At 70.7% G+C, this 25,408-nt stretch carries 30 protein-coding genes; 12 read left to right on the top strand and 18 right to left on the bottom strand.

What is annotated here, in order from left to right:
* Positions 1 to 225: 225 nt before the first annotated feature.
* Positions 226 to 399: a hypothetical protein gene (locus tag AB0D04_RS30050; RefSeq protein WP_362709555.1), complete on the bottom strand. Its 174-nt coding sequence runs from the start codon at positions 397 to 399 to the stop codon at positions 226 to 228.
* A gap of 116 nt (positions 400 to 515) precedes the next feature.
* Here AB0D04_RS30050 and AB0D04_RS30055 point away from each other — a divergent pair, with 116 nt between their 5' ends.
* Positions 516 to 1,373 (top strand): hypothetical protein, encoded by an 858-nt coding sequence (locus tag AB0D04_RS30055; protein ID WP_362709558.1) that lies wholly within the window; start codon positions 516 to 518, stop codon positions 1,371 to 1,373.
* 186 nt (positions 1,374 to 1,559) lie between these two features.
* A complete protein-coding gene (locus tag AB0D04_RS30060) occupies positions 1,560 to 1,778 on the top strand; it encodes a hypothetical protein (protein ID WP_362709627.1) in 219 nt (72 codons plus the stop codon).
* Between the two features lie 42 nt (positions 1,779 to 1,820).
* Here AB0D04_RS30060 and AB0D04_RS30065 read toward each other — a convergent pair whose 3' ends face one another.
* On the bottom strand, positions 1,821 to 2,225 hold the full coding sequence (locus AB0D04_RS30065) for a metal-sensitive transcriptional regulator (RefSeq protein ID WP_362709561.1): 405 nt from the start codon (positions 2,223 to 2,225) through the stop codon (positions 1,821 to 1,823).
* 235 nt (positions 2,226 to 2,460) lie between these two features.
* On the opposite strand from AB0D04_RS30065, the gene AB0D04_RS30070 reads away from it, so the two are divergent.
* Entirely contained in the window at positions 2,461 to 3,081 is a 621-nt protein-coding gene (locus AB0D04_RS30070) for a DUF47 family protein (protein ID WP_006603963.1), read from the top strand.
* A gap of 9 nt (positions 3,082 to 3,090) precedes the next feature.
* Positions 3,091 to 4,089, top strand: a complete 999-nt coding sequence (locus AB0D04_RS30075; RefSeq protein ID WP_362709563.1) for an inorganic phosphate transporter — start codon at positions 3,091 to 3,093, stop codon at positions 4,087 to 4,089.
* A gap of 186 nt (positions 4,090 to 4,275) precedes the next feature.
* On the opposite strand, the gene pstB is transcribed toward AB0D04_RS30075, so the two are convergent.
* From pstB to pstS, 4 genes are all read right to left on the bottom strand, one after another.
* Positions 4,276 to 5,052 carry a phosphate ABC transporter ATP-binding protein PstB gene (pstB, locus tag AB0D04_RS30080; protein WP_362709566.1) on the bottom strand — a complete coding sequence of 259 codons (777 nt, stop codon included), beginning with the start codon at positions 5,050 to 5,052 and terminating at the stop codon, positions 4,276 to 4,278.
* A gap of 37 nt (positions 5,053 to 5,089) precedes the next feature.
* Complete coding sequence (gene pstA, locus AB0D04_RS30085; RefSeq protein ID WP_362709568.1) at positions 5,090 to 6,169, bottom strand: phosphate ABC transporter permease PstA; 1,080 nt, start codon at positions 6,167 to 6,169, stop codon at positions 5,090 to 5,092.
* Positions 6,166 to 7,170, bottom strand: coding sequence for a phosphate ABC transporter permease subunit PstC (pstC, locus tag AB0D04_RS30090; protein WP_362709571.1), 1,005 nt, complete (start codon positions 7,168 to 7,170; stop codon positions 6,166 to 6,168). Before pstC ends, pstA begins: the two co-directional genes overlap by 4 nt.
* 96 nt (positions 7,171 to 7,266) lie before the next feature.
* Positions 7,267 to 8,391: a phosphate ABC transporter substrate-binding protein PstS gene (gene pstS, locus AB0D04_RS30095; RefSeq protein WP_362709572.1), complete on the bottom strand. Its 1,125-nt coding sequence runs from the start codon at positions 8,389 to 8,391 to the stop codon at positions 7,267 to 7,269.
* Between the two features lie 603 nt (positions 8,392 to 8,994).
* On the opposite strand from pstS, the gene AB0D04_RS30100 reads away from it, so the two are divergent.
* Positions 8,995 to 10,101, top strand: coding sequence for an NlpC/P60 family protein (locus tag AB0D04_RS30100; RefSeq protein WP_362709575.1), 1,107 nt, complete (start codon positions 8,995 to 8,997; stop codon positions 10,099 to 10,101).
* Positions 10,102 to 10,409: 308 nt separating this feature from the next.
* Positions 10,410 to 11,765: a SpoIIE family protein phosphatase gene (locus AB0D04_RS30105; protein ID WP_362709577.1), complete on the top strand. Its 1,356-nt coding sequence runs from the start codon at positions 10,410 to 10,412 to the stop codon at positions 11,763 to 11,765.
* Between the two features lie 51 nt (positions 11,766 to 11,816).
* Here the strand turns inward: AB0D04_RS30105 and AB0D04_RS30110 are convergent, their stop codons facing one another.
* The 5 genes from AB0D04_RS30110 to AB0D04_RS30130 all read right to left on the bottom strand — a co-directional run bounded on the left by AB0D04_RS30110 (position 11,817) and on the right by AB0D04_RS30130 (position 15,313).
* Positions 11,817 to 12,161 (bottom strand): DUF2516 family protein, encoded by a 345-nt coding sequence (locus tag AB0D04_RS30110; RefSeq protein ID WP_362709580.1) that lies wholly within the window; start codon positions 12,159 to 12,161, stop codon positions 11,817 to 11,819.
* A 128-nt stretch (positions 12,162 to 12,289) separates the two neighbouring features.
* Positions 12,290 to 12,913, bottom strand: coding sequence for a hypothetical protein (locus AB0D04_RS30115; protein WP_362709582.1), 624 nt, complete (start codon positions 12,911 to 12,913; stop codon positions 12,290 to 12,292).
* Between the two features lie 32 nt (positions 12,914 to 12,945).
* Positions 12,946 to 13,389, bottom strand: coding sequence for a helix-turn-helix transcriptional regulator (locus AB0D04_RS30120; protein ID WP_362709584.1), 444 nt, complete (start codon positions 13,387 to 13,389; stop codon positions 12,946 to 12,948).
* A 103-nt stretch (positions 13,390 to 13,492) separates the two neighbouring features.
* The gene (locus AB0D04_RS30125; protein ID WP_362709586.1) at positions 13,493 to 14,743 is read right to left on the bottom strand and encodes a lipase; all 1,251 of its coding nucleotides are present in this window, start codon (positions 14,741 to 14,743) and stop codon (positions 13,493 to 13,495) included.
* 195 nt (positions 14,744 to 14,938) lie between these two features.
* The gene (locus AB0D04_RS30130) at positions 14,939 to 15,313 is read right to left on the bottom strand and encodes a MerR family transcriptional regulator (RefSeq protein WP_362709590.1); all 375 of its coding nucleotides are present in this window, start codon (positions 15,311 to 15,313) and stop codon (positions 14,939 to 14,941) included.
* Positions 15,314 to 15,389: 76 nt separating this feature from the next.
* On the opposite strand from AB0D04_RS30130, the gene AB0D04_RS30135 reads away from it, so the two are divergent.
* Complete coding sequence (locus AB0D04_RS30135; protein ID WP_362709592.1) at positions 15,390 to 16,199, top strand: alpha/beta hydrolase; 810 nt, start codon at positions 15,390 to 15,392, stop codon at positions 16,197 to 16,199.
* A gap of 130 nt (positions 16,200 to 16,329) precedes the next feature.
* Here AB0D04_RS30135 and AB0D04_RS30140 read toward each other — a convergent pair whose 3' ends face one another.
* Both AB0D04_RS30140 and AB0D04_RS30145 read right to left on the bottom strand, forming a co-directional pair.
* Positions 16,330 to 17,697: an MFS transporter gene (locus AB0D04_RS30140; RefSeq protein WP_362709595.1), complete on the bottom strand. Its 1,368-nt coding sequence runs from the start codon at positions 17,695 to 17,697 to the stop codon at positions 16,330 to 16,332.
* 140 nt (positions 17,698 to 17,837) lie between these two features.
* A complete protein-coding gene (locus tag AB0D04_RS30145) occupies positions 17,838 to 18,422 on the bottom strand; it encodes a TetR/AcrR family transcriptional regulator (RefSeq protein WP_362709629.1) in 585 nt (194 codons plus the stop codon).
* Positions 18,423 to 18,934: 512 nt separating this feature from the next.
* On the opposite strand from AB0D04_RS30145, the gene AB0D04_RS30150 reads away from it, so the two are divergent.
* Both AB0D04_RS30150 and AB0D04_RS30155 read left to right on the top strand, forming a co-directional pair.
* A complete protein-coding gene (locus tag AB0D04_RS30150) occupies positions 18,935 to 19,486 on the top strand; it encodes a DoxX family protein (protein ID WP_362709597.1) in 552 nt (183 codons plus the stop codon).
* Positions 19,487 to 19,604: 118 nt separating this feature from the next.
* The gene (locus AB0D04_RS30155) at positions 19,605 to 20,153 is read left to right on the top strand and encodes an NUDIX domain-containing protein (protein WP_362709600.1); all 549 of its coding nucleotides are present in this window, start codon (positions 19,605 to 19,607) and stop codon (positions 20,151 to 20,153) included.
* 84 nt (positions 20,154 to 20,237) lie between these two features.
* On the opposite strand, the gene AB0D04_RS30160 is transcribed toward AB0D04_RS30155, so the two are convergent.
* Positions 20,238 to 21,137: a putative protein N(5)-glutamine methyltransferase gene (locus tag AB0D04_RS30160; RefSeq protein ID WP_362709631.1), complete on the bottom strand. Its 900-nt coding sequence runs from the start codon at positions 21,135 to 21,137 to the stop codon at positions 20,238 to 20,240.
* On the opposite strand from AB0D04_RS30160, the gene AB0D04_RS30165 reads away from it, so the two are divergent.
* The gene (locus tag AB0D04_RS30165; RefSeq protein WP_362709635.1) at positions 21,136 to 21,384 is read left to right on the top strand and encodes a hypothetical protein; all 249 of its coding nucleotides are present in this window, start codon (positions 21,136 to 21,138) and stop codon (positions 21,382 to 21,384) included. The two genes, AB0D04_RS30160 and AB0D04_RS30165, sit on opposite strands and share 2 nt — an antisense overlap.
* 208 nt (positions 21,385 to 21,592) lie before the next feature.
* On the opposite strand, the gene AB0D04_RS30170 is transcribed toward AB0D04_RS30165, so the two are convergent.
* Positions 21,593 to 22,315 carry a DUF6882 domain-containing protein gene (locus AB0D04_RS30170; RefSeq protein ID WP_362709603.1) on the bottom strand — a complete coding sequence of 241 codons (723 nt, stop codon included), beginning with the start codon at positions 22,313 to 22,315 and terminating at the stop codon, positions 21,593 to 21,595.
* A gap of 177 nt (positions 22,316 to 22,492) precedes the next feature.
* On the opposite strand from AB0D04_RS30170, the gene AB0D04_RS30175 reads away from it, so the two are divergent.
* Positions 22,493 to 23,479 carry an aldo/keto reductase gene (locus tag AB0D04_RS30175; protein ID WP_362709605.1) on the top strand — a complete coding sequence of 329 codons (987 nt, stop codon included), beginning with the start codon at positions 22,493 to 22,495 and terminating at the stop codon, positions 23,477 to 23,479.
* A 39-nt stretch (positions 23,480 to 23,518) separates the two neighbouring features.
* Here AB0D04_RS30175 and AB0D04_RS30180 read toward each other — a convergent pair whose 3' ends face one another.
* Positions 23,519 to 23,893 carry a VOC family protein gene (locus AB0D04_RS30180; protein ID WP_362709607.1) on the bottom strand — a complete coding sequence of 125 codons (375 nt, stop codon included), beginning with the start codon at positions 23,891 to 23,893 and terminating at the stop codon, positions 23,519 to 23,521.
* Complete coding sequence (locus AB0D04_RS30185) at positions 23,890 to 24,498, bottom strand: TetR/AcrR family transcriptional regulator (RefSeq protein ID WP_362709610.1); 609 nt, start codon at positions 24,496 to 24,498, stop codon at positions 23,890 to 23,892. The genes AB0D04_RS30180 and AB0D04_RS30185 overlap by 4 nt, the downstream gene beginning before the upstream one ends.
* Before the next feature lie 262 nt (positions 24,499 to 24,760).
* On the opposite strand from AB0D04_RS30185, the gene AB0D04_RS30190 reads away from it, so the two are divergent.
* On the top strand, positions 24,761 to 25,174 hold the full coding sequence (locus tag AB0D04_RS30190; protein ID WP_362709633.1) for a VOC family protein: 414 nt from the start codon (positions 24,761 to 24,763) through the stop codon (positions 25,172 to 25,174).
* A 33-nt stretch (positions 25,175 to 25,207) separates the two neighbouring features.
* Here AB0D04_RS30190 and AB0D04_RS30195 read toward each other — a convergent pair.
* The coding region (locus AB0D04_RS30195) for a helix-turn-helix domain-containing protein (RefSeq protein WP_362709613.1) at positions 25,208 to 25,408 on the bottom strand (201 nt) is incomplete at its 5' end.

Genomic DNA, 25,408 nt, shown 5'->3' on the forward strand with positions numbered 1-25,408 from the left:
TGGCGGGGGACGTCCGGTGTGCACAGTGGGTGCGCATGGCCGGTGCACAGGGTCCGTGCGCACGGTCGGTGCGTACCGCTGTGTCCGGAATGGGTCGCTGTCGTCCGGTGCCTGTTGTCCGACGACGTCCCGTTATGGCCGTGAAGTCCGATGCCGCTCGCTGCTCTTGCTTCCCCTATTACCCAGATGCCGTCCGGGCGTTGGGGGTTCCCGGGACGGACGGGCTCATTCCAGGGGGCGTTTCGCGTCACCTTCGGGGACGGTCTGGTGCCGCTCCGCGTCCGTACGCGCCTGGGAGCGGGCGCGGCGGGCCGGACCCCGCCAGCCGCAGTCGCAGCGGGCGTGGCAGAAGGAACCGCGTTCCGTGGTGGAGGTCGCGTGGCGGGCTGGGTCGGGCACCCGGCCACGCTACGCGCCCGGAGGGGGTCTGCGTGACGGGCCCCCGGTCTTGGTCGTTGAACGGAGCGGTCGGCACAGGCCGTCCCTAACGCAGCGGCCGAGGGGGCTCGTACGCGATGGTGGTGCAGGACAGGCGAGGTGGCGCGGTCACCATGGCCGTGGCGTTCGGGACGGGTCTGGCCATGGGGCTGCTGGCGATGGGCTGCTCCTCCGACGGTGCCGCGGCCGACGACCAGGCGTCGCCCGGCCGGGCCGCCGATCCCTCCGCGGTCCGGCACAGCGCCGACGCGCTGGTCCGGGCCGGCTCCGCCCGGGTCCGTACGGCGATGGAGACCGCGAGCGGCGGCACCCGCGTGGCGATCCGGGGCACCGGGGCCTATGACTTCCGTACGGGCAGCGGGCTGCTGCGGGTCCTGCTGCCGGATCCGGCGGGCCGGCCCGAGGAGGGGCATCAGCCGGTCACCGAGATCCTCGCGCCCGGCGCGCTGTTCATGAAGAACCGGGGGGCGGGGGTGCCGGCCGACAAGTGGGTGCGGGTGGCCACCGCCTCGCTGGTCGACGGGAATCTGGTCACCGGCGGCGTGACCGATCCGCTGGCCGCCGCCGAACTGCTGCGGGGCGCGCGGGGGGTGACGTATCGCGGGGAGGAGCGGCTGCCCGGGGTCACGGTGCGGCACTATCGCGGCATTACGGACATCGGGGTGGCGGCGCGGAAGGCGTCGCCGCGCAGCAGGCCGGCGCTGGTTGCGGCGGAGAAAGGGTTCACCACCGATGCGGTGCCGTTCGATGCGTATCTGGATGATGCGGGGCGGCTGCGCAAGGTGCGGCAGCGGTTCCAGTTCGCCAACGGGGCGCCCAAGGGGGCGTCGGTGACCTCCACCACGGAGCTGGACGGCTTTGGGGCGAAGGCTGTGGTGAGTCTGCCGCAGGGGCGGGACATCTACGCCGGGAAGATCGCCTCCGCGGCGCCGTAAGGCGAAGGCGGGGCGACGGCTGCGGGGGCATCTGTCGGGGCAGCCGGCGGGGCATCTGCTGGGACATCTGCGGGGGGCGTTTGCCGGATGGCGGAAATGGTCCTTCCGTGCCATGCGCGCAGCGTGCGCCCGTCCCTACGCTGGGCGGTGACCATCACAGGCGTGGTAAGGCGCTCGAAGGAGGAGGTGTTGTCCGTGGCCGCGCACCGTCATCCGAAGGTTCAGGACCACGTGGCCCTCGTCGAGATCGACCTGACTGGTGAGTTGATGATCGCGGCCGCGGCCGCCACGGAGGACCGGCTCAGCCCGGACCGTATCGACGAGGTGCTGGACGTGGACGGGGAGGACGGCGAGGGCGGTGGGGCGGGGCCGGTGCCCCGGTGTGCCGGGTCGGCCAGACCCTAGGAGGCCGCCCGGGCAGGCCGGCCGACTCCCGCGGGCGACCGGTCAGGTGCGCAGCATCCGCTCGATGGCCTTGGTCGCTTCCTGGACCTTGGCCTCGATCGCCTCGGGGCCCTTGGTGGCGGCGTCGGCGACGCAGTGCCGCAGGTGTTCCTCGAGAAGCTGGAGGCCGAAGGACTGCAGGCCCTTGGTACTCGCGGAGACCTGGGTGAGTATGTCGATGCAGTAGACGTCTTCCTCGAGCATCCGCTGGAGGCCGCGGATCTGGCCCTCGATCCGGCGCAGGCGCTTGAGGTGCGCGTCCTTCTGCTTGGCGTAACCGTGGGTGCCGCCCGACTGAGAGGTTTCCGTGTGATCGGTCACTGTGTCGGGGTCGGTTTTCGGCTGCGGGGTGTGGCTGGCCGCGGCGGCTGCGGCGGTGCCGTTGGTGTCGGCGTCCGTGGTCGTCATGGCCGTCTCCCGTGGTATTTGGGCGTTCCGTATACAGGTGAGCTCAACAGGCGAGCTTTACAGGCGATCCGTATACCCCTGGTGGGTATATTGTACCGAATGTTCCGGGCATCGGCGGTACCCCGTGCAGAGCATGCTGCCCGATGGGCGACACTGAAGGAATGCCGGTTAGCTGTGGCTGGATGATGCGCCTAGCATCAACTCGACCGAATCCGATGCACCCCGAGGATTTCACGTGCGCTTTCGTCTGACCCCCAGGGAGACGAGCTTCTACGACATGTTCGCCGCCTCTGCGGACAACATCGTCACGGGCTCCAAGCTCCTGATGGAACTGCTCGGGGCGGACGCCTCCGCGCGGGCAGAGATCGCCGAGAGGATGCGGGCGGCGGAGCACGCCGGGGACGACGCGACACACGCGATCTTCCACCAGCTCAACTCGTCCTTCATCACGCCGTTCGACCGCGAGGACATCTACAACCTCGCTTCGTCGCTCGACGACATCATGGACTTCATGGAGGAGGCCGTCGATCTTGTCGTTCTGTACAAGGTCGAGGAGCTGCCCAAGGGCGTCGACCAGCAGATCGAGGTGCTGGCGCGGGCGGCGGAGCTGACCGCCGAGGCGATGCCGAATCTGCGGACGATGTCGAACCTCACCGAGTACTGGATCGAGGTCAACCGCCTCGAGAACCAGGCCGACCAGATCCACCGCAAGCTGCTCGCGCACCTCTTCAACGGCAAGTACGACGCCATCGAGGTGCTCAAGCTCAAGCAGATCGTGGACATCCTGGAGGAGGCGGCGGACGCTTTCGAGCACGTCGCCAACACCGTCGAGACCATCGCGGTAAAGGAATCCTGAGCCCCGGCCATGGATACCTTCGCGCTTGTCGTGACCATTGCGGTCGCGCTCGGTTTCACGTACACCAACGGCTTCCATGACTCGGCGAACGCGATTGCGACCTCGGTCTCGACGCGGGCGCTGACCCCGCGGGCCGCGCTCGCGATGGCCGCCGTGATGAACCTCGCCGGTGCCTTTCTGGGCAGCGGGGTCGCCAAGACGGTCAGCGAGGGGCTGATCGCCACGCCGCAGGGCAACAAGGGGATGGGCATCCTCTTCGCCGCGCTGCTCGGCGCGGTGGTCTGGAACCTCGTCACCTGGTACTTCGGTCTGCCGTCGTCGTCCTCGCACGCACTGTTCGGCGGCATGGTCGGCGCGGCGCTGGCCGGCGGCACCGAGGTGATCTGGACCGGAGTGGTCGAGAAGGTCGTCCTGCCGATGTTCATCTCGCCGGTCGTCGGCCTGGTGCTCGGCTATCTGGTGATGGTCCTGATCCTCTGGATGTTCCGTAAGGCCAATCCGCACAAGGCCAAGCGGGGCTTCCGCATAGCGCAGACCGTCTCGGCGGCGGGCATGGCGCTGGGCCACGGTCTGCAGGACGCCCAGAAGACCATGGGTGTCGTGGTGATGGCCCTGGTCATCGCCGATGTCGAGGACGCCAACGATGCCATTCCGATCTGGGTCAAGCTGGCCTGTGCGATCACGCTCTCGCTCGGTACGTACGCGGGCGGCTGGCGGATCATGCGCACCCTCGGCCGCCGGATCATCGAGCTGGACCCGCCGCAGGGCTTCGCCGCGGAGACCACGGCCGCCTCGGTCATGTACACCGCGTCCTTCATGTTCCACGCGCCGATCTCCACGACGCATGTCATCACGGCCGGGATCATGGGCGTCGGCTCGACCAAGGGCTCGCGCGCGGTGCGCTGGGGCGTGGCCAAGAACATCGTGATGGGCTGGTTCATCACCATGCCGGCGGCGGCGGGCGTTGCCGCGCTGTCGTACTGGATCATTCAGCTGGCGTTCGCCTAGCGCAGCGCCGGCGGTACGCAGTCGGCGGTACGAAGCCGACGTACGAAGCCGACGTACGAAAGAAGATGGGCCCGCCCCCCGGGAAGGGGGGCGGGCTCTTCGCCTTGCGGTGGCACCGCCATGCAGCACCGCAGGACGCTCGGGGGGCGTCGGCCGGGAGAGGTCCCGGCCGAGGCGGCCGGGGGCCTAGCCGAAGCGGCCGGAGATGTAGTCCTCCGTGGCCTGCACCGACGGGTTGGAGAAGATCCGCTCGGTCTCGTCGATCTCGATCAGCTTGCCGGGCTTGCCGACGGCCGCGAGGTTGAAGAACGCCGTTCGGTCCGAGACGCGGGCGGCCTGCTGCATGTTGTGCGTCACGATGACGATCGTGAAGCGCTCCTTGAGCTCGCCGATCAGGTCCTCGATGGCGAGGGTGGAGATCGGGTCGAGGGCGGAGCAGGGCTCGTCCATGAGGAGGACCTGCGGCTCCACGGCGATGGCGCGGGCGATGCACAGCCGCTGCTGCTGACCGCCGGAGAGGCCCGAGCCGGGCTTGTTCAGGCGGTCCTTGACCTCGTTCCAGAGGTTGGCGCCCTTGAGGGACTTCTCGACGATGTCCTTGAGCTCGCTCTTCTTGTACGAGCCGTTCAGGCGCAGGCCGGCGGCCACATTGTCGAAGATCGACATGGTGGGGAACGGGTTGGGGCGCTGGAAGACCATGCCGACGGTGCGGCGGACGGCGACCGGGTCGACACCGGAGCCGTAGAGGTTCTCGTCGTCCAGCATCACCTTGCCCTCGACGCGGCCGCCGGGGGTGACCTCGTGCATACGGTTCAGGGTGCGCAGGAACGTCGACTTGCCGCAGCCGGACGGGCCGATGAAGGCGGTCACCGAGCGCGGCTCGATGGTCATGGAGATGTCGTCGATGGCCTTGTGGCTGCCGTAGAAGGCGGAGAGGCCGCTGATGTCGATTCGCTTGGCCATGGGGATCACTGCTTCTTTCGTGTCGCTGAAGGCCGCGTCAGCGACCGGTCTTGGGGGCCTTCCAGCGGGCGATGCCGCGGGCCACCAGGTTGAGGATCATGACGAAGGCGATGAGGACGAGCGCCGCTGCCCAGGCGCGGTCGTACGCGGCGTCGGTGCCGATCTGCCACTGCTGGAACACATACAGCGGCAGCGACTGCTGGGCGCCTTCGAAGGGGTTGTTGTTGATCGTCTTCGCGCCCCACACCAGGAGCAGCACCGGGGCGGTCTCACCGGCGATACGGGCGATGGCGAGCATCACACCGGTCGTGATCCCGCCGATGGAGGTGGGGAGGACGACCTTGAGGATGGTGCGCCACTTGGGGATGCCCAGGGCGAGGGAGGCCTCGCGCAGCTCGTTGGGGACGAGCTTGAGCATCTCCTCGGTGGAGCGGACGACGACCGGCATCATCAGGATCGCCAGGGACATCGCGCCGGCGAAGCCGGACGGGCCGAAGCGGAGGACCAGGATCCAGACGGACAGGATGAACAGGCCGGCCACGATGGACGGGATGCCGGTCATCACGTCGACGAAGAACGTGACGACCTTGGCGAGCTTGCCGCGCCCGTATTCGACGAGGTAGATCGCGGTGAGCAGGCCGATCGGCGCGGCGATCAGGGTCGCCAGGCCCACCTGCTCCAGGGTGCCGATGATCGCGTGGTAGATACCGCCGCCGGCCATCGCGTCCGGGAGGGTGCCCATCGAGTGGGACAGGAAATAGCCGTCCAGGACGTTGCTGCCGCGGGCGACGGTCTCCCACAGGAGGGAGGCGAGCGGGATGACGGCGAGCAGGAAGGCCGTCCAGACCATGCTGGTGGCCAGCCGGTCCTTGGCCTGCCGGCCGCCTTCGACGGCCGCGGACAGGGCGTACGTACCGAAGACGAAGACCAGGGCGGCGATCAGGCCCCACTGGATCCTGCTGTCCAGGCCGGCGCCGAGGCCGATGCCGCAGCCCGCGCCGGCCGCGACCAGCGCGAGGACCGGCGGGGTCCAGCGGGGCAGCCGGGCCTGCTTGAGGGAGACGGGGCGCGGAGCGCTGCCATTGGTGACCGTGGGCCGGTCCGTTACGGCGGTCATGCGGCGGCTCCCGAGTACTCCTTGCGGCGGGCGATGATCAGGCGGGCCGCGCCGTTGACGAGCAGCGTGATCACGAAGAGGACGAGGCCGGACGCGATCAGGGCGTCCTGGCCGAAGGCATCGGCCTCGCTGAACTTGCTGGCGATGTTCTGGGCGAAGGTGCCGCCGCCCGGGTCCAGCAGGCTGAGCCCGATGCTGAAGCTCGAGGAGAGGACCGTGGCGACGGCCATCGTCTCGCCGAGCGCGCGGCCCAGGCCGAGCATGGAGGCGCTGATCACGCCGGAGCGGCCGAAGGGGAGCACCGACATCCGGATGACTTCCCAGCGGGTGGCGCCGAGCGCGAGGGCCGCCTCCTCGTGCATCTTCGGGGCCTGGAGGAAGACCTCGCGGCTGACGCTGGTCACGATCGGCAGGATCATGATCGCGAGGAGGATGCCGACGGTGAACAGCGAGCGGGCGGCGCCGTCGCCGTAGGCGAAGATGCCGGTCCAGCCGAGGTAGTCGTCGAGCCAGCTGTAGAGGCCGGTCAGATGCGGTACGAGGAAGAGCGCGCCCCACAGGCCGTAGACGATGCTGGGCACCGCGGCGAGCAGGTCGATGACATAGCCGAGCGTCGAGGCCAGCTTGCGCGGGGCGTAGTGCGAGATGAACAGCGCGATGCCGACCGCGACCGGGACCGCGATGGCCATCGCGATCACCGAGCTGACGACCGTGCCGAAGGCCAGGACGGCGATGCCGAACTTCGGCTCCGGGCCGCTGGCGTTCCAGTCGAGGGTGGTGAAGAAGTTGGCCTTGTCGCCGGAGATGGCGATCACGGACCGGTAGGTGAGGAAGGCGGCGATGGCTGCCATGATCACCAGGAGGGCGATACCGGAGCCGCGGGAGAGCCCGAGGAAGATCCGGTCACCGGGGCGGACGGCCTTGCCGGATATGGCGGCGACGCCGTCGGTCCCCGAAGGCGGCGGTGGTGGCGTGTCGGTTTTCGTAGCAGTGGAATTCATGGTTTCTCCGGTCTGCGGAGCCGGCGAGGGCTCCTGGCGCGGCGGTGCACCGGACGGGCGGTGGCCACACCGTGGGTGCGGCCGCCGCCCGGAGGGTCAGGAGAGCGTGGCGACGGTCTTGCGGACCTTGTCGGCGATCTCGATGGGCAGCGGGGCGTAGCCGAGCGCCTTGAGGGCGGCCTGGCCGTCCTTGCTGGAGACGTAGGTCAGGAAGGACTTGGTGGCCGGCAGGGTTGCCGCCTTGTTGCCCTTGTCGCAGGCGATCTCGTACGTCACCAGGGTGATCGGGTATGCGCCCTCGGCCTTGGTGGTGTAGTTGAGCTTCAGGGCCAGGTCGTTGCCCTCGCCGGCCGGCTTGGCCTCGGAGATCGCCTTGGAGGCGTTGCCGACGGTGGCCTCGACCGGGGCCTTGGCGCCGGTGTCCAGCTTGACCGTGGGGATCTTGCCGGAGGTCGCGTAGGACAGCTCGAAGTACGAGATCGCGCCGCTGGTCTGCTTGACCTGCGAGGAGACGCCGGAGGAGCCGGAGGCGGCCTGGCCGCCGGTGCCCTCCCACTTCTTGGCGGGCTCGTGCTTCCAGTCGCCGGGGGCGGCGGCCTTGAGGTACTTGGTGAAGTTGTCCGTCGTGCCCGAGTCGTCGGAGCGGTGGAACGCCTGGATCTTGAGGTCCGGGAGCTTGGCGCCGGGGTTCAGCTTCTTGATGGCGGCGTCGTTCCAGTTGGTGATCTTCGCGTCGAAGATCTTCGCCAGGGTCGGGGCGTCCAGGACGAGGTTGTCCACGCCGGGGACGTTGTAGCCGACCGCGATCGGGCCGCCGACCATCGGGAGGTCGATCGCCTGGCCGCCCTTGCAGACCTTCTTCGACTTCGCGATCTCCTCGGGCTTGAGCGCCGAGTCGGAGCCCGCGAAGGCGGTCTGGCCCTGGAGGAAGGTGGTGACGCCCGCGCCGGAGCCGGTGGGCTGGTAGTTGATCTCGGTGCCCTTGCAGGCGCCCGCGTAGTTCTGGACCCAGACGTCCATGGCGTTCTTCTGCGCGGAGGAGCCGGACGCGAGCAGCTTGCCCTTGCCCTCACACTTGATGTTCGCGGCCTTGGCGGCACCGCCACCACCGCTGGAGCCGCTGGTGTCGTCGGAGCCGCACGCCGTCAGGGCCAGGGCACCGGAGACGGCGAGAGCGCCAACGGCGAGGGCGCGAACCCGGTTCTTGCGCTGAAGCTTCACTGTCGAGAGTTCCTTCCTGGGGCGCGCCGCTTCGTCGGCGTGCTTGGGGGATGAGCCTTTGAGGGTGGGATGACCGCCGCTTTTCTCGCGTCGATCGGCCGTGTCGCGCTTGCCATCCGGGCGTGATGCGCACTCGGCACGGCCGAAATTAGGCAGGTCAGGTGAAGCCGCCGATGGAGGAGAGTGAACGCAAGGTGAACCTCGGCCGTCAGGTGGGGAACCCCGTCCGGGTGCCGACCGTGGCGGCCAGGTCCGAGAGGCCAACCGTCGGCGACTTCAGCGAATTGCTGCGCCTGTTTCCCCTTCCCCCTCATTTTTCGGTTGTCAAAAGCATCAGCAGGATTGTCCGCAAGGCAGTGGAACGAAATGGATTGCCCCATTCCGTTCCGCGGCGCGCGGAGGGTTGTGCGGACGGCCGCGCGAACGCCCGTCCGCGCCCCGACGGGACGGCCCGTCGCCCTGTTGAATTACCGGTAGGTATGGCAGCATCCGCGCGGGAGACGAACACACGAATCGGTGCGGAACGACCGGAGGTGTCTGGTGGGGAGCCAGGGGGCACGGCAGGGCATTCGGGGCATGCGGGGTGTGCGGGGTGGCCGGGTCGTGACGTGCACGGCCGTGGTCCTGTGCGCGATGGGGCTGCTCGGCGGAACGGCGTCACAGGCGTACGCGGACCCGAAGCCGGGGGACGCGCGGGACGCGAAGCCGGGGGCGGAGCGAGGGGCGGATTCCGCCGAGGCCTCGCTCAAGCGCCTTCAGGACGTACGGAAGAAGATCGACGCTCTCTACCGCAAGGCGGAGCGGGCCACCGACGCCTATAACGGCGCCAAGGAACAGGTCGAGCTCCAGCAGAAAGAGATCGTCAAGCTCGCCCGGAACATCGACCGCACCCAGCAGCGGCTCGCCGCCCTCAAGCGCCAGGCGGGCGCGCTGGCCAGCGCCCAGTACCGCGGCGGCGGAATGCCCTCCGAGGCCAAGCTGATGCTCGGCGCCGACTCCGGTGCCTTTCTCGACGACGCCACCCTGGTCCGTAAGGCGCAGCAGGCCGCCCGCGGCGTGATCACTCAACTCTCCCGGACGAAGGGCGAGTTGGAGGACTATTCACAGGCCGCGACGGACCGCTGGGAGCGGCTCGAGGCGCACCGTAAGAAGAAGGAAAGCGCGCGGCGGGACATCAAGAAAAAGATTGACGCGGCGAAGAAACTCGAATCCCGGCTGGCCGCCAAGGAAAAGGACCGGCTGAAGAAGCTGGAGGACGAGGAGGCATTCCGCACACAGCAGAAATGGCTCGACTCCGGTGTGCTGAAGGAGATCAGCAACAAAGCGTCCCGCTTCGGCAAAAAGGCGGTCGCGTATGCCACGTCACAGATCGGCAAGGACTATGTGTGGGGCGCCGAAGGGCCGGACACCTTTGACTGCTCCGGGCTGACCCTGCGCGCGTGGCAGGCCGGCGGTACGACGATTCCGCGGACCTCGCAGGAGCAGTGGCGGCAGCTGCACCGGGTCGCGATCAAGGACATGCGGCCGGGCGACCTGATCATTTACTTCTCGGACGCCAGCCATGTCGGGATGTACCTCGGCGACGGCGCGATCGTGCACGCCCCGCGGCCGGGCCGCCAGGTGACGATCACCGGTGCCGGCTCGATGCCGATCCTGGGTGTCGTACGGCCGGACGCCGACGCGCCGGAGCGTGACCTGGGCCACCGATAAATGACCGGATTGATCGGTATCGGGCGGTTAACGTCACGTAACTGCCCACGGTCAGGATTCGGTCAGTCGGGGTGATGTTCGTCATTCCGCTTTCCTCCCGACCTGCGTCAAACCGCAGATGAGATGCCGCATATGACATTGGCCGATTGCCGTCGGCCATTCCATATCTCTCGTCGCTGGCGCTATGGTCGCCTCTCAGTGCTCGGCAGCGCCTCGCTCATTTGACCGATAGGTGGCGTGGAATCGGGCACGGTGGCGCGTCGCTCGGCGCGCCGCCGCACCCTCGGGGGGAGGGAAGGAACTGAGGAATGCCCGTACCCGTACCGCACGAGCGGACGGCCGTGCTGCCGCACCAGGCAGGACCGGTGGATGACGCCTGCGCGGATGCCGCGCAGACGGCCGTCGCACCGGTGGCGGGCAATGCCTCCTCCCAGGGCACGGACGCCGCGGTGACCGTGGACGGTTCCGGCCACGGCGCACTGCCCCAGGGCCTGACCCTGCTCCTCATAGGCGAGGACCCCAACAGCCCCGTCCCCGAGATGTGGGACTGGGCGGGCCGCGCGGTCCGCCTGCGCACCGCCCGTAACCTCACCGAGGCCGAGCGGCTGCTCACCGACGATGTGCAGTGCATCCTGCTGGACCTGGCCCCGCCCGAGCACGCCGACTGCGACACGGCCGACCCCGGCTGCCCCGGCGACGAGCTGGGCGCGCTGCGTGAGGTGCTGCGGATGGCGCCCGCGCAGGCCGTACTGGTGCTCACCTCCGAGACGGACGCGGAGCGCGCCGCCGAGGCCGTACGCGTCGGCGCCCAGGACTACCTCTTCCGCGACGAGCTGGACGGCGCCGTGCTCAGCCGCGCCGTCCGCTATGCCGTCGAACGCAAACGCGCCGACCGCGCCCAGCACCAGCTCACCGAGTCCCGGATGCTCGCGCAGGAGAACGCCCGCCTGGAGCGCGGCCTGCTGCCCACCCCGCTGCTCGACGGCTCCGACCTGCGCTTCGCCGCCTGCTACCGCCCCGGCCGCAGCCGCGCGCTGCTCGGCGGCGACTTCTACGACACCGTCCGCACCCCGGACGGCACCGTTCACGCCATGATCGGCGACGTCTGCGGCCACGGCCCCGACGAGGCCGCCCTCGGCGTCGAACTCCGCATCGCCTGGCGCGCGCTGACCTTCGCCGGGCTGTGCGGCGACGAACTCCTCGCCACCCTCCAGAAGGTGCTGGAGCACGAACGCTCCGACGACGAGATCTTCGCCACCCTGTGCACCGTCGACATCTCCGCCGACGGCCGCCGCGCCGGCCTGTGCCTGGCCGGCCACCCCGCGCCGCTGCTGGCCCGCGCGGGCCAGCCGCCGCGCCTGCTCCCGTACGAATTCGGCGGCCCGGCGCTCGGCCTGCTGCCGCACGCCCGCTGGGCGCGTCGGCAGGTGGAGCTGGGTGGCTCCTGGAGCCTGATGATGTACACCGACGGCCTGATCGAGGGCCGGATCGGCGAGGGCAACCAGCGCCTGGGCCAGGACGGCATGACCGACCTGGTCGGCCGCCAGATGGCGGCCGGCCTGCGGGGCGAGGAGCTGCTGGATGCGTCGGTGCGGGAAGTGCGCGATCTGAACGGCGGCGAGCTGACGGACGACGTGGCCGTGCTGCTGCTGGATCGCCACTAGGGGCACCCCGCGGCGGGGTGGGCCGGGGCAGGGGCCGTTGTCGGTTGCTGCTTACCGATTGCCGTTGTAGGGCCCGTACGGCCCGTCCGAGCTGGAGCCGCCGCGGCGCGGGCCGCGGCCGCCGCCGCTGACCTGCCGGAGCGCCGGGCGGACATCCACGGTGTAGACGATCACGGCGATCAGGCCGAGGATCGGCAGAAAGGCATCGAAGGGCATCAGGAAGAGCAGCACCGTGGCCAGGCCGAGGAAAATCAGCCACATGCCCTTGTTCTGCTTGTCGGCAGCGCGATAGGCGTCATCGCGGCGTACCGCGGCGTCGATCAGCATCACGGCGGCGTACACGCCGAGGGCCGTCTGCACCCAGTACAGAAGGCCATAGAACCCGGACAAAAGCACGCTGCCACCACCATTCGTTCCACCGGTATCGGTCTCTGGCCGCCCTACGCGGCCCACCGTACCCAACCAACGGGCCGGGCACCCGAAGTGTGCCCGGCCCGGCCCCGCTCACCGCAAAGTGACAGAAGTCACTTGGCCGCGGGCGGCGTGGTCTTCTTCGCCACCGGCTTGCGCGCCGTCGGAGCGGCGGTCTTCTTGGCCCCGGCCGGCTTGCCGTCCGTGGCCTTCGTGCCGTTCGCCGTGGCGGGCTTCGCCGTGGCCGCGTCGCTGCTCACCGTCGACTGCGACTGGGGCTCGGACTTCGCGGCCGACTCCGGCTCGATCGCCACCGCCAGGTCCTCGACGTGGTCGGCGGTCTGCCCGCGCCAGGTCTCCACCGCACCGCGGCCCCGCTCGGCCAGCTCGTCATACGTCTCGCGCGCCTGCACGGCGACCTCGGCGGCCCGGCCGACGCCCTGCAGCGCAATCTCCTGGGCCCGGTCGCGGATCTTCTTCAGGTCGCCGTCCAGCGAGCCCAGCAGCTCGGTCAGCTTCTCCTGGGCGTCCTTGGCCTGCTTGGCGAATCGGTCCTGCACGTCCTTGGGGTCGGTGGCCCGTACCGCCTCGAAGCGCTTGGGGGCCTCGGCGCGGATCTTCTCGACCAGCGTCGGCACCTCGCCGAGCTTCTCGGCGGCCAGATCGGCGGCGCCGGCCAGGGCGTACAGAGGGGTCGCGTCGGTGACGGTCTTGCGGAGGTCATCGGTGATGGCCATGCGTTCTTCCTCCTGGAAACGAATTCGGTTGCTCAGGTGGCGTGCGGGCCGCCGTCGGCCTCTGACTCAGGAGAGCCCGATCCGCGCCCGTTCTCTCGCCCGTTTGCAGTGCGGTCCGCGCCGCTCCCGAGTCCGTTCTCCTTGCGGAAGGACTCGTAGATCTGCAGCAGGACCTGCTTCTGCTTCTCGTTCAGCGATGGGTCGGTGCGTATCGCGGTCTGCACCTCGACCCCATCAAGACCCTGTCGCTCATCGAGGATCCCGGCCTGGACATACAGCGTCTCGGCAGAAATCCGCAGTGCCTTGGCCAGCTGCTGCAGAATCTCCGCACTCGGCTTGCGCAAGCCGCGCTCAATCTGGCTGAGATACGGGTTGGACACCCCCGCCGCATCCGCGAGCTGCCGCAGACTCAGCTGCGCCGTGCGCCGCTGCTCCCGCAGGAACTCACCGAGATTGCCGACGTTGAGTGATGCCATGACTCCATGGTGCACGCCAGTGCTAACTATTGCAAGCAAGCGCTAGCAAAAGTGGGGGTGTGTCGGGGTGACGGTGCCGACATCCGCGCGGGCGACTGTGTGGTCACCGGCGGTCCCACTCACCGAACCAGCGCACGATCGCCGACGTGGCCGCGACATTGGATCCCAGGTGGCGGGATCCGTGATGGTCGGCCTCGCCGAGATCGACGACCGGAGCGTTTACCCCGTTCCTGAGCAGAGCCGCCCGGCAGTGCTCGGTGTTGGCGGTGGCGGCCTGCTCGTCCCCGGTCGCCATGTACAGCCGGACCGGGGCGCGGGGGGCCCAGTCGGTGCATACGGCGTCGGTCGTGCGCAGTGCCGTCGCCAGCGGCCCCGTGGGATGCGCGAGCACTTCGCGGCCGTGCTCGGTGAGCAGTTCGTCGAGGGCGTCGGGGGTGCCCCGCATCAGCTGCTCTCCCGTGTGGGCGCCGTCGAAGAGCGCCTCGACGGTCCTGTCGTAAGGGGCTCGGAAGACCTCGCCGGGGCGGTCGTAGATGTGGTGGAGCCGGTTGAACGCGACCAGTGTGTACGCCGCGTAGAGCACACTGGACTTGGGTTCCAGCCTGCCGTCGAGCAGCGCGGGCAGCTCCGCGCCGCCGAAGTCGTACGCGCCGCTGACCGGTGCCAGCGCGCCCAGCCTGAACCAGCGGTCCGCACCCGCCTCCAGGGCCCGGCCGAGCCCCAGCGCCGCCGAGGCGCCCTGGGAGAAGCCGGTGACCATGACGTCACGCTCCAGCACATGTCCGGTGCGGGGCGCGAAGGCGCGGGCCGCGCGCAGCATGTCCAGGGAGGCCGTGGTCTCGGAGGCGATGTCCATCCAGGGGTGCAGGCCGGGTCCGGTGCCCATCCCCAGATAGTCGGGCGCGACCCCCGCGGTACCGGCCGCCGCGTGCGCGATCACCGGGGCGGAGACGAAGCCGCCGCGCCGCATGGAGGGGGAATCGTCCTTGTGGCTGCCGGTGCCGTGGGCGAAGGAGACCGCCCGCAACCGTGCCTCGCTGTGGAGCGGGAGGGTGAACAGCCCGCTCGCCGTGGTGGGCCGGCCGTACGCATCGAGTGTCCGGTAGACCAGCCGATAGGCGACCACGCCGTGTTCGACGGTGTCGTCGTCGAACCCGGCCGCCCTCAGCTCGGCGGCCACGGCCCGCGGGGTGGCGAGCGTGTACAGCTTCTCGGCGGAGACCAGCGTGCCCCGGCCACGCTCTTCATGCTGGGCCTGGGCCTGGGCCTGCGCCTGGGCGTGGGCGGCGGGCGAAGCGGCGGCGGTGGCGACGGCCGGCCCAGTCAGCAGCAGGCCGCAGCAGACGGCTGCCACTCCCGCCCTAACACCGCAGCGGTTCAGGGTCCGGCTGCGCAACGATGATGAGGCGGAGATGACCACGACTTCCCCCAAGTACGGCTCGGCAACTGCCCGTTCAGCCTCACGCGTCGGGAACGTCGCCGCACTGGTGCAGGCCCCCGGGTCCTCTTGGTGCATGCCCCCGTTCGCGCCACCGTCCGGAGGCCCGCCTCAGTCCGCCTGGCGGGCGAGGTCCTGCGGAGCGGCGTCGAGCACGGTGTCGAGGAGGGCGCGGGAGGTGCGCAGGGCCTGGATCTCGCGGGTCATGCGCTCCCGTTCGCCCCTGAGCCGGCCGACCAGGTCGGGGCAGGTGGGCGCGAGACGGCCGCCGTCGTCGCGGATGCAGGGGAGAACCTGGGCGATGACGGCGGTCGACAGGCCGGCCGTCAGCAGGCCGCGGATGCGGCGCACGGTCTCCAGGTCCGCCTCGCTGTACTCGCGGTAGCCGCTGGGAAGGCGCTCGGGAGTGAGCAGGCCCTGCTCCTCGTAGTAGCGCAGCAAGCGTTCGTGCACGCCGGAACGGTGGACCATCTCCTTCATCCGCAAGGGAAACCCTCTCCGGCCGGCTCGACGACGCGACGACTTGACTCTGACACCGATGTCGGAGTTTAGCGTCCTGGCCATGGCATCTGAAAAGGCATTTCTCCCGGCACGCCCCTACCAACTCGAGGTCGACGTACGGGGCAGCGGACCCGCGCTGCTCCTCGCGCACGGTGCGGGCGGCGGCATCGAGGGCAACTTCGGTCTCGTTCTCGACGATCTGGCACGGGACCATACGGTGATCGGCCCGTCCTACCCGGGCGTCGGCCGTACGCCCCTCCCGGACGCGCCGCTCGACCTCGACGCGCTCGCCGACGCACTGGTGGCCGCGGCCGTCGAGCGCGGGCACGAACGGTTCGTCGTGATCGGCGAATCGCTGGGCTGCGCCGTGGCGGTCCGGGCCGCGACCCGGCACCCCGAACGCGTCACGGCCCTCGCGCTCACCGCCGGATTCGCCGTCGCCGACCCCGTAGTCGGCGGCGCGGCGCAGCTCATCGCCGTCCTTGGGAAGGCGGGCGAATGGCGGGCCGTGGCCCGGCTCGCGGTGCTCTCCTGCCTCTCGGAGCGCCAACTCACCACGATGTCCCCAAAGGACGTCGAGGCGGCCGTCGACGGCGCGCTGGCCGGGATGCCCACCGGGATGTCGGCCCACTTCGAGCTGATCACGCGCCTGGACGTCCGCGACGACCTCGAGCAGGTGCGCGTGCCCACGCTGGTGGCGGTGCCGACCGGCGACCGGCTCGTGCTGCCCGACAGCCCGCGTCGGCTCGCCGCGGGAATCGCCGGAGCCACGACGGTCGAGATCCCGGGCGGCGCCCACATCCTGGACGAGGCGGACCGCGCGGAGTGGCTGGGGCACCTGCGGCGGTTCCTCGGGGACCTGCCGTCGTGAGGCGCGGCGCCGGCTGTGGTGCTCGGCGCGCCGGGGCTCGGTCATGTGGGCTTCAGCGCGCTGAGGCCCAGCACCTTCCCGGAGCCGGGCGGGCGCCCATGGCCACTGGGGCGGCCGGATCCCGGGTGGGTCACCCCTTGCGACGGGGACCGGTCCGGCCGGGCAGTCTGAGGGCGATCAGGGCGCCGATGGCCGCGACGGTGGCCAGGGCGGTGAGTGTGGCGCCCATTGCCGAGGTGAAGGCCGGGCCGGCCCAGTGGGTACCGTCGGCGACCGGCTGCCGACCGCCCCCGTTGCCCGGTGCGGTGAGGGTCAGCAGCATGGTTGCGGCGGCGAGGCCCAGGGCCGGGCCGACGTTCATCGCGGTCTGCTGGAGGCCACCGGAGACCCCGGCGTCGGCCACCGAGGCATGACGGACGATGACGGCCGTCGCGGTGACCATCACCGTGCCGAAGCCGGCGCCCAGAAGCAGGAATCCGCCGCTGATCGGCACCGTCGTCGAGGACGCGTCGAGGCGGGAGAGGAGAAGGATGCCGAGGCCGAGGAGGACCATCCCCGCGGCGGTCGTCCGGCGGGGGCCGTGCCGGCGTTGCAGTACGGCCGAGGCGGGCGCGCTCAGCACCATCATCACGGCCAGGGGCAGTGCGCGCAGACTGCTCTGGAACGGGTCCAGGGCCAGGACGTCCTGCAGGAAGTAGGTGCCGACGAACAGCGTGCCGAACATCGCCGACGAGGCGGCGAGGAGAACGGCGAGGGCCGCGGCGACGGTTGCCGATCCGAGGACGTGGGGCGGCACCAGCGGCCCGGCTGTACGCCGTTCGTGCCGGACGAAGGCGGCGCCGGCGGCCGTGACGGCGACCAGTCCGAGTGCGGTCCCCGCCGTCCAGCCGGATTCCGGTATCCCGACGAGGGTGTGCACCAGGCACGCCAGGGCAATCGCGAGCAGAGCGGCGCCGGGCAGGTCGAGCCGGACGGCGGCGGTCCCGCGCGGCGTCGGCATCCGTACGAGCAATGCCAGTACGCCGATGACCAGCGCGGGTACGACGTTGAGGAAGAAGACGGACCGCCAGCCGAGGTGGGCGGTCAGCGCGCCACCGAGGACCGGGCCCGCGGCGGCCGCCAGCCCGATGGCGCTCGTCTGCAGCGCGAGGGGCATGGCGAGCTTGTCGGACGGATACGCGGCGCGCAGCATGCCGAGGGTGGCCGGTTGCAGCAGTGCACCGAAGACCCCTTGGACGATCCGCAGACCGATCACCCAGCCGATGCCGGTCGCCAGGCCGATCCCTGCCGAGGTGACGCCGAAGCCCAGGATGCCGGTGGCGAAGACCCGTTGGTGGCCGTACCGGTCGCCGAGGCGGCCCGCGAAAACCAGCAGGCTCGCCACGGCGACGAGGTAGCCGGTGCTCGTCCACTGGACCTGGACGAAGGAGGCGTGCAGGTCGCGTTGGAGGGTGGGCTGGGCGACGGTCAGTACGGTGCCGTCGAGGGCGACGATCACGGCTCCGGTGATGCTGCCGGTGAGGGTGAGGCGGCGGTGGCGAGGGGGTCGGTGAGCGGGTTGGTGAGCGGGCTGGTGAGGGGTGCCGCCGGGGGGTGGGGCGGGGGGCTGAGGACGGGGCTCGGGGTGCGTTGCTGAGGTCACCGGTCCGCCGCCTCCGGCCCGAGGTGTGCGTCGAGCGCGGCGCGGAGCAGTGGCGCCACATCCTCGGCCCCGGTGGCGAGTTGCAGGCTGCCCCAGCCCCACAGCTGGGCGATGCCGTGCAGATTTCCCCACAGCGCGCCCGCGACGACCGCCGGTGGTACGGCCGGTTCCCCGTCCGGCTGCGGCCGTGCCCGGGTGACGAGCCCGACGAGTACGTCGAAGAGCGGCAGGGTGGTGTCCCGGAGGCCGAGCTCGTTGCTCTCCAGGAGGTCGTGACGGAACATCAGCTCGTACATGCCGCGCTGGGTGAGGGCGAAGTCCAGATAGACCCGTCCCAGCGCGAGGAGTTGGGCGCGGGCGACCCGCCGGCCGTCCCGGTTGCCGTCGTCCGGGGTCGCTTCGGCGATCCGGGCGGCCAGGTCGGCGAAGCCCCGGCGGGCGATGGCGGACAGCAGGGACAGATGGGTCGGGAAGTAGCGGCGTGGCGCCCCGTGCGAGACCCCGGCGCGGCGGGCGATCTCGCGCAGGGACAGTGCCTGGATTCCCTCTCGGGTCACGAGGTCGACACCGACGTCCACCAGGCGGGCGCGCAGGCCGGCCTCCTGGTCGTCACTCGCGGGCAGGGGCGCAGGCGTGGAGCCAGGGGTGGGTCCAGGCGTAGGTCCAGGCGTAGGTCCGAGCATAGACACTGTCTACCAGAGGGAGGTAGACAGTGTCTACGTTGCGGGCGGAGCGCCGCGCGTCGGCTTGCGCACTCCCGCGCCGCGGGGTCGGCATGAGAGGCTGAAGGGAAGGAAACGACGATTGAGCACCCAAGCCGACGCACCTCGCCGACGCACCGAATGGCGAGAATGACCGGTGGCCGGGCAGGTCCGGCGAAAGACCCGGACCGATGCGAAAACGGTGGCGCCAACTCCGGCCGAATTTCTCCGGCTGAATTTCTGCCCCTTGTTCCCTGGCCGCCTCCCGGCAGCGTCATGGCCGTCCGCGCATCGCTGCGAGGCCGCACGCCGCGTGACCGTACAACCCGATCTGCCGGTTCCTTGAGCGGCCGGTCGGCTCCGCCCGGGGACGGTGCAGAAGAGAGCTCCCGATGAAACGCATCGCTGAGCGACTCCGCGCTTCTCCCACGTCCCCGGGCGACGCCCCGGGGCGGCCGGCGGTGTCCGCCGGTGACTGCGGTCTGCTCCTGATCAGAATGACCTTCGGCCTGCTGATGGCGGGACACGGCGCCCAGAAACTCTTCGGGATATTCGGCGGTATGAGCCTGGACGAAACCGCCAAAGGCTTTGCCGGATTGGGCTACCAGCCCGGAAAGGCCTACGCCGTAATCGCCGGCGCTTCCGAACTTCTTGGCGGGCTCGGTCTGGCGCTGGGGCTGTTGACCCCCCTGGCGGCCGCGGCAGTGATCGGCGTGATGATCAACGCCATGGTGACCGTCACCGCGGCGCACGGCCTGTGGGCGGTCAGTGGTGGCATGGAGTACAACCTGGGCATCGCGGTCGTCGCCCTCGGCATCGCCGCCATCGGCCCCGGCCGGCTGGCCCTCGACCGACCCTTCCGCTGGGGAAAGGGCGGCTGGCGTGAGGCGGGCGTCGCACTGGCGCTCGGTGGCATTGGCGCGGCCATTGTGCTGAGCATTTAGGCCCCCTGGGCTTTAAAGCCCCCAGGCCCCCAGGCCCCCAGGCCCCCAGGCCCCCAGGCCCCCAGGCCCCCAGGCCCCAGGCCCCAGGGCTCCGGAAAGGCCCCGTCATCATGGCGGCATGACCGTTACCCCGGATGCCGCCGGTTCGGCGCTGCCCTTCTCCCGCATCGCGATCCGTACGGCCGCGCTGGTGTTCTGCGGCGACGACGTTGCCCTCATCCGTCGCGACCGGCCCGCCGGGGTCCTCTACAGCGTCCCCGGCGGTAACGTCGAGGACGGCGAGAGCCTGCCCGACGCGCTCCGCCGGGAATTGGCGGAGGAGCTCGCCCTCGACATCGACCGGGCCGAGGGCGGCGAGCTGCTGTGGGTGGCCGATCAGCGGGTGTCCCGGCCCGGGGCGGCTCCGTCGCCGCGCAAACTGCACCTGATCCATCGCCTGCACATCGGGGAGGACGTCCGCGCGGACCTCGCCACCGAGGAGTACGACGAGCTGCCGGACGGGTCCTGGGACGTGGGCGCGATCGAGTGGATCGACTACCGGAAGACCGGCGAGCTGCCGGTCTTCCCGCCTGTCGGGCGGGCGCTCGCCGCGTTGCCGTACGCGCGCGCCACCGTTGCCGACGCGGCGCTGGAGGCCGTCACGGACGCCACCTACACGTGGCGTTGATCCCGTCCTGCGGTCCGTGCGCGCGCACTTCTTGAGGCCGGCAGCTCACCGCGTCCAGCCTGACATCCAGCAGCCGCGCAGCGCTCAGTGGCTCCCGTGGCGCGTGCTCGTCGACGGCATGGCGCCACGGAGTCCCGGACGGGGGCGGGGCCCGGGTCCTTGTTTCCGGTGGGCCTCGTCGTGGCCGGGAGCCCGGTCCCGTTCCTCGTCGCCGGTCGGCCTCGTCCCGATGATCACCGTGGCGTAGAGCTCGTCGGATACGGCCACCTGGGGGATCAGGCCGCCGCGGGCGAAGGTCTCGACGGCCCGTTCGGCCTGGCGCTCGCTGGTCTCGACGAGCAGATGGCCGCCGGGCGCCAGCCACCGGGGGGCCGCGGCGGTGACCCTGCGCAGCACATCGAGCCCGTCCGCCCCGCCGTCGAGTGCCACCAGTGGCTCGTGCTCGCGGGCCTCGGCGGGGAGCAGGCCGACCTCCTCGGACGGGACGTACGGGACGTTGGCCACCAGGATGTCGATACGGCCCCGGAGCCCGGCCGGCAGCGGGGCGAAGAGGTCGCCCTCGTACACCTCGCCACCGGCGGCGGCGACGTTGCGGCGGGCGCAGCGCACCGCCGCGGGCTCGATGTCGGCCGCGTACAGCTCGACCCAGTCCAGGGCCGCACCCAGCGCGGCGCCCACCGCGCCGGAGCCGCAGCACAGGTCGACGACGACCGTACGGTCCGGGGCGGGGCGGGCGGCCCGCCGGCCGAGGTCGACGGCCCGGCCGACGAGGAATTCGGTGCGGCGGCGGGGCACGAAGACCCCGGGATCCACGGCCACCCGCAGACCGCGGAACTCCGCCCAGCCGACGACGTGTTCCAGGGGCAGGCCGACGACCCGCCGTTCCACCATCGCGGCGAGCTCGGCAGGGGTGCGCGCCGCGGCGATGAGCAACTCGGTCTCGTCCTCGGCGAAGACACAGCCTGCGGCGCGGAGTCTGGCTATGACGGCGGGGCGGGAAGGGGCGGGCGGGGTTGCCGGTGGGGTTGCCGGTGAGGGAGTTGATGCGGCGACCGATGCGGCAACTGACGTGGCGTCCGATGTGTCGACCGATGGGCCGGTTGAGGAGGGGGTGGTCGTCGAGCCGACTGATGAGCCGACGGTCGACGAGGCGACCGATGAGCCGACGAAGGAGCCGGTGGACGCGTGGGTGAACGAGCCGGGGAATGCGTGGTGGTGGAACGACATATGAGCCGGTGAGCCTTTCGGGGCGCCGATGGGCGCTCCCGGGGTCACATGTGTCGGACGGTCACCTGAGTCCGGCGGACCGTACGGCGTGAGACGGGAGCACCTGCCTGATCTGGCGGGAAATCGGTCTCACCTCCTTGGTCGGTCCGCTGCTGCGGACGGCAAGAGTACCTGAGGTTGGTCGCCGCGGCGCGGGGGTGCCGAGGATCGCCCTACGCCCTGATGGCGCCGACCTCGACCGAGGCGATGCGTCCGGCGTTGTCGAAGGAGACCTCGACCGTGCTGCCGCTGGGCAGATCGGCGGTGATCCGGTCGGGGCCGGGACGCTGCGGCAGCCGGTGCCGGTCGAAATAGCCGGTCACCACCGACCGCGCCGAGCCGCCCGGATGAACGCCCGCGCCGGTCAGCAGCATCCGCGGCAGCGTTACGGGGTCGGGCGCGGCCAGCGGCACCTGCGGGTCGTCCGGGACCATGTACAGCCGGGCGTCGGGGGAGGCCTGGACGCCTATGTAGCCGGCGGCGCCGAGTACGCCCATCGCCGCGAACGCCAGGGTTTCCACCGCCATCCGCGGGTCCGTGCACCCGGAGAGCACAAGGCCCTCCTCGGTGAACTCGCGCACGCCGTGCGCCTGCCCGAACTGGCGCAGACGCTGCGCCGCGCCGACCGCCGGGCTGTCCCGGAAACCGGGGTTGGCCCAGCCCCACAACCAGGAGCCGTCGGACTCGTCATAGCTGCCCAGGATGGATATCCGCAGGTCGCAGCCCCCTTGTTGGTAGAGCCGGCGGTCGAGATCCGCGCTCCACGGCCCGGTCGGCACAAAGGCGTTGAACGTCTCGAGCTGCTCCGCGCCCCACGCGGCGTGCGGCTCGGCGACCCGGACAAAGGCGTCGCTGAACGGGAAAGTGGTGGCCGGGGCGGGCGAGTTCGTCGTCATGGGGTGACCCTAGTGGCGGGTGCGGTCCACTGTCGGCCGGTCGCCGGGCAGCGAAACGAAGGACAGGTGCCGCACCGGCCGCTGTTGACTTCGAGCGCGCTCCAACTCCTAACGTCTGGAACGTGATCACGGGGAAGGCCCGGGATTCATCGCGGTACGGCGCCAGGAGGCAGCAGCATGACGGACAATTCGACACGCCACCTTGGTGAGCTGGCGGTTTTCGCGCAGGGCCTCGGCTGCATGGGGATGAGCCACGGTTACGGGGACTCGGACGACGCGCAGTCGATCGCCACGATCAACAGGGCGCTCGACCTCGGGGTCACTCTGCTGGACACCTCCGATTTCTACGGTGCGGGGCACAACGAGGAGCTGATCGGGCGGGCCATCGCCGGGCGGCGGGACGAGGTGGTGCTGGCGACCAAGTTCGGCTTCGCCAACCAGCTCGGCGAGCCGACCGCGATCCGGGGCGACGCCGCGTATGTACGGCAGGCCTGTGACGCCTCGCTGCGCCGCCTCGGCGTCGACCACATCGACCTCTACTACCAGCACCGGGTCGACCCCGACGTGCCGATCGAGGAGACCGTCGGCGCGATGGCCGAACTCGTCGCGGCCGGCAAGGTGCGCCACCTCGGGCTGTCCGAGGCGGGCGCCTCGACCATCCGGCGGGCGCACGCGGTGCATCCGATCGCCGCGCTGCAGAGCGAGTGGTCGCTGTGGACCCGGGACCTGGAGCACGAGATCGCGCCGGTGTGCCGGGAGCTCGGCATCGGGCTGGTGCCGTTCTCACCGCTCGGCCGCGGCTTCCTGACGGGGCGATACACCTCGGTGGAGGGCCTGTCGGAGTCCGACGTGCGCCGGTCCCAGCCGCGCTTCGCCGACGGCAACCTGGAGCAGAACCTGGCCATCGTGGACAAGCTCAACGAGCTGGCCGCCGCGAAGGGCGTCACCGCCGGGCAGCTCGCGCTGGCCTGGGTGCAGCACCGCGGGAACGATGTGGTGCCGATCCCGGGCACCCGTCGGCAGAAGTACCTGGAGGAGAACCTTGGCGCGCTCGCCGTGGAGCTGTCCCCCGAGGACCTCGCCGCGATCGACGCCGCGGCACCGGCCGGTCAGGTCGCCGGCACGCGGTACGACGAGACAAACCTGACGTTTGTGGGCCGCTGAGTCCGGACGGGGGCGGCCCCGCCACGCCCGCCGGGCCCGTTACGCCGGGGACATGACCTCGTAGAGGTTGCGGGAGTCATCACAGAAGAACAGCCCGCGGGCGCACAGCGGGTGGTCGGTCCGGCCGTTGTCCGGGTGGGCGGGGTCGTTGCCGTACGCAATGCCCGCCGCCCGGATGCGGGCGAGGATCCCGTCGAACGTCTCGGGGTCGACGTCGAAGGCCAGGTGGTGGCCCTCGGGGTCGGGCACGGTCGTGAAGTCGAGGGTGAGCGCCTCGTTCACCCGGACCGGGGCGAAGTGCCCTTCGCGGCCGGCCGGTGGGAGTTCCTCGAGCCCCATGACCGTGGCGAAGTGCCGGGCGGCCGCACGGTGGTCGACGGCCGGGACGATGGTGTGGTTGAGGCTGACGGTCATCGGCTGCTCCCTGGGTCGTTGAGGGTGCCGCGCAGCAGTACGGCGATGAGCTCTTCCGGCGACAGCGGGGCATCGGCCTCGGTGACCGGGGTCTGCATCCGCGTGAAGAGCAGGCCGAGGAAGGCGGACGCGACCTTCTCGGGCGGCAGGCGCAGGGCGTCCTGGTCGGGTTCGATCAGCTCGACGACGCCGTTGCGCAGGGCGGTGACGGACCGCGCCCGGCTGTCCGGCGCCGGGCGGCCGGCCGGGTGCGCCGGGCCGTCGGGCTCGCGTCCGCGGCGGTGGCCGGAGGCGTGCAGCGAGCCGACGACGGCGCCCACCCGCTCGAGATGGGCATGCAGCGCCTCGGCCGCCTCGGTCAGCCGTATCTCGAGCGGCTCGGCCAGGTCGATGGAGGCGAGCTCGCGCAGCACATGGTCCGTGCCGACCGCCTCCGCGACGCAGGCGTCCAGTACCTCGTCCTTGTCCTTGAACGCCCGGAAGATCGTGGCCTCCCCGATGCCGGCGGCGCGCGCGATCTGGCTGGTGGTGACGGCCGCTCCGTACTCCGCCACCAGTGGCAGCGCGGCCGTCACGATCATGACCCGGCGCTGATCGATGCTCATGCCGGGCGCGCGGCGGCGGGGCGCGCCGGTGCCGGCGGACTCCGATCCCGGAGCTCCCGACGTTCCAGGAGTTCCGGAAGCGGTAGAAGGTGCAGGTGGTCCCGAGGGTTCTGCGCTTCGTCGCGTCATAACATTCACGGTACGGAGTGAGTGCTCACTCCGTCAAGGAATTTCTCCGACGGATCCGAGCGGAAGCGCACCCGCCGCCCCCTACCTACACTTTTGTCCGTCGCCTCCGACGGAAGGACGACACGTCATGGCCATGGACTGGAAGCTCGAGCTGGTGCCGGTTCCGGTGTCCGACATCGACCGGGCGAAGCGCTTCTACAGCGAGCAGATGGGATTTTTCGTCGACCACGACACCCGCGTCGGCGAGGGTGTACGCATCGTGCAGCTGACGCCTCCGGGGTCGGGCTGTTCCATCGTCATCGCCGCGGGCGCGGGCGTCGCGGAGGCGGCGCCCGGTTCGGTGCAGGGGCTGCAGCTGGTCGTCCCCGATATTGCGGCGGCCCGCGCCGAGTTGGTCGGGCGGGGCGTGGCGGCCGGTCCCGTACAGCATGTGGAGAACGGGGCGATGGCGGACGGGCCGGGCGAGCCGTGGAACTCCTTCGTCTACTTCAGTGATCCGGACGGCAACGGCTGGGCCCTGCAGGAGCGGCCGGCCGAGGGGAGGTGACCCGGCGAGGCCCGGTAGCGCTGCCTTGGGCGGTCAGGCGTCCGCCGGGTGGCGTCGGGGGTAGGTGGCCTCCAGGTGGGCCAGATGGGTGCGGCCCCAGGCGCCCAGTGGGGCCAGCGCCTCGTTCAGGGAGGCGCCGAGCCCGGTGAGGGAGTACTCGACCTTGGGCGGGACGTGGTCGTAGACCTCGCGGTGGACGATGCCGTCGGCCTCCAGTTCGCGCAGCTGCTGGGC

It is taken from the genome of Streptomyces sp. NPDC048483 (assembly GCF_040651455.1).
Taxonomy (GTDB): domain Bacteria; phylum Actinomycetota; class Actinomycetes; order Streptomycetales; family Streptomycetaceae; genus Streptomyces.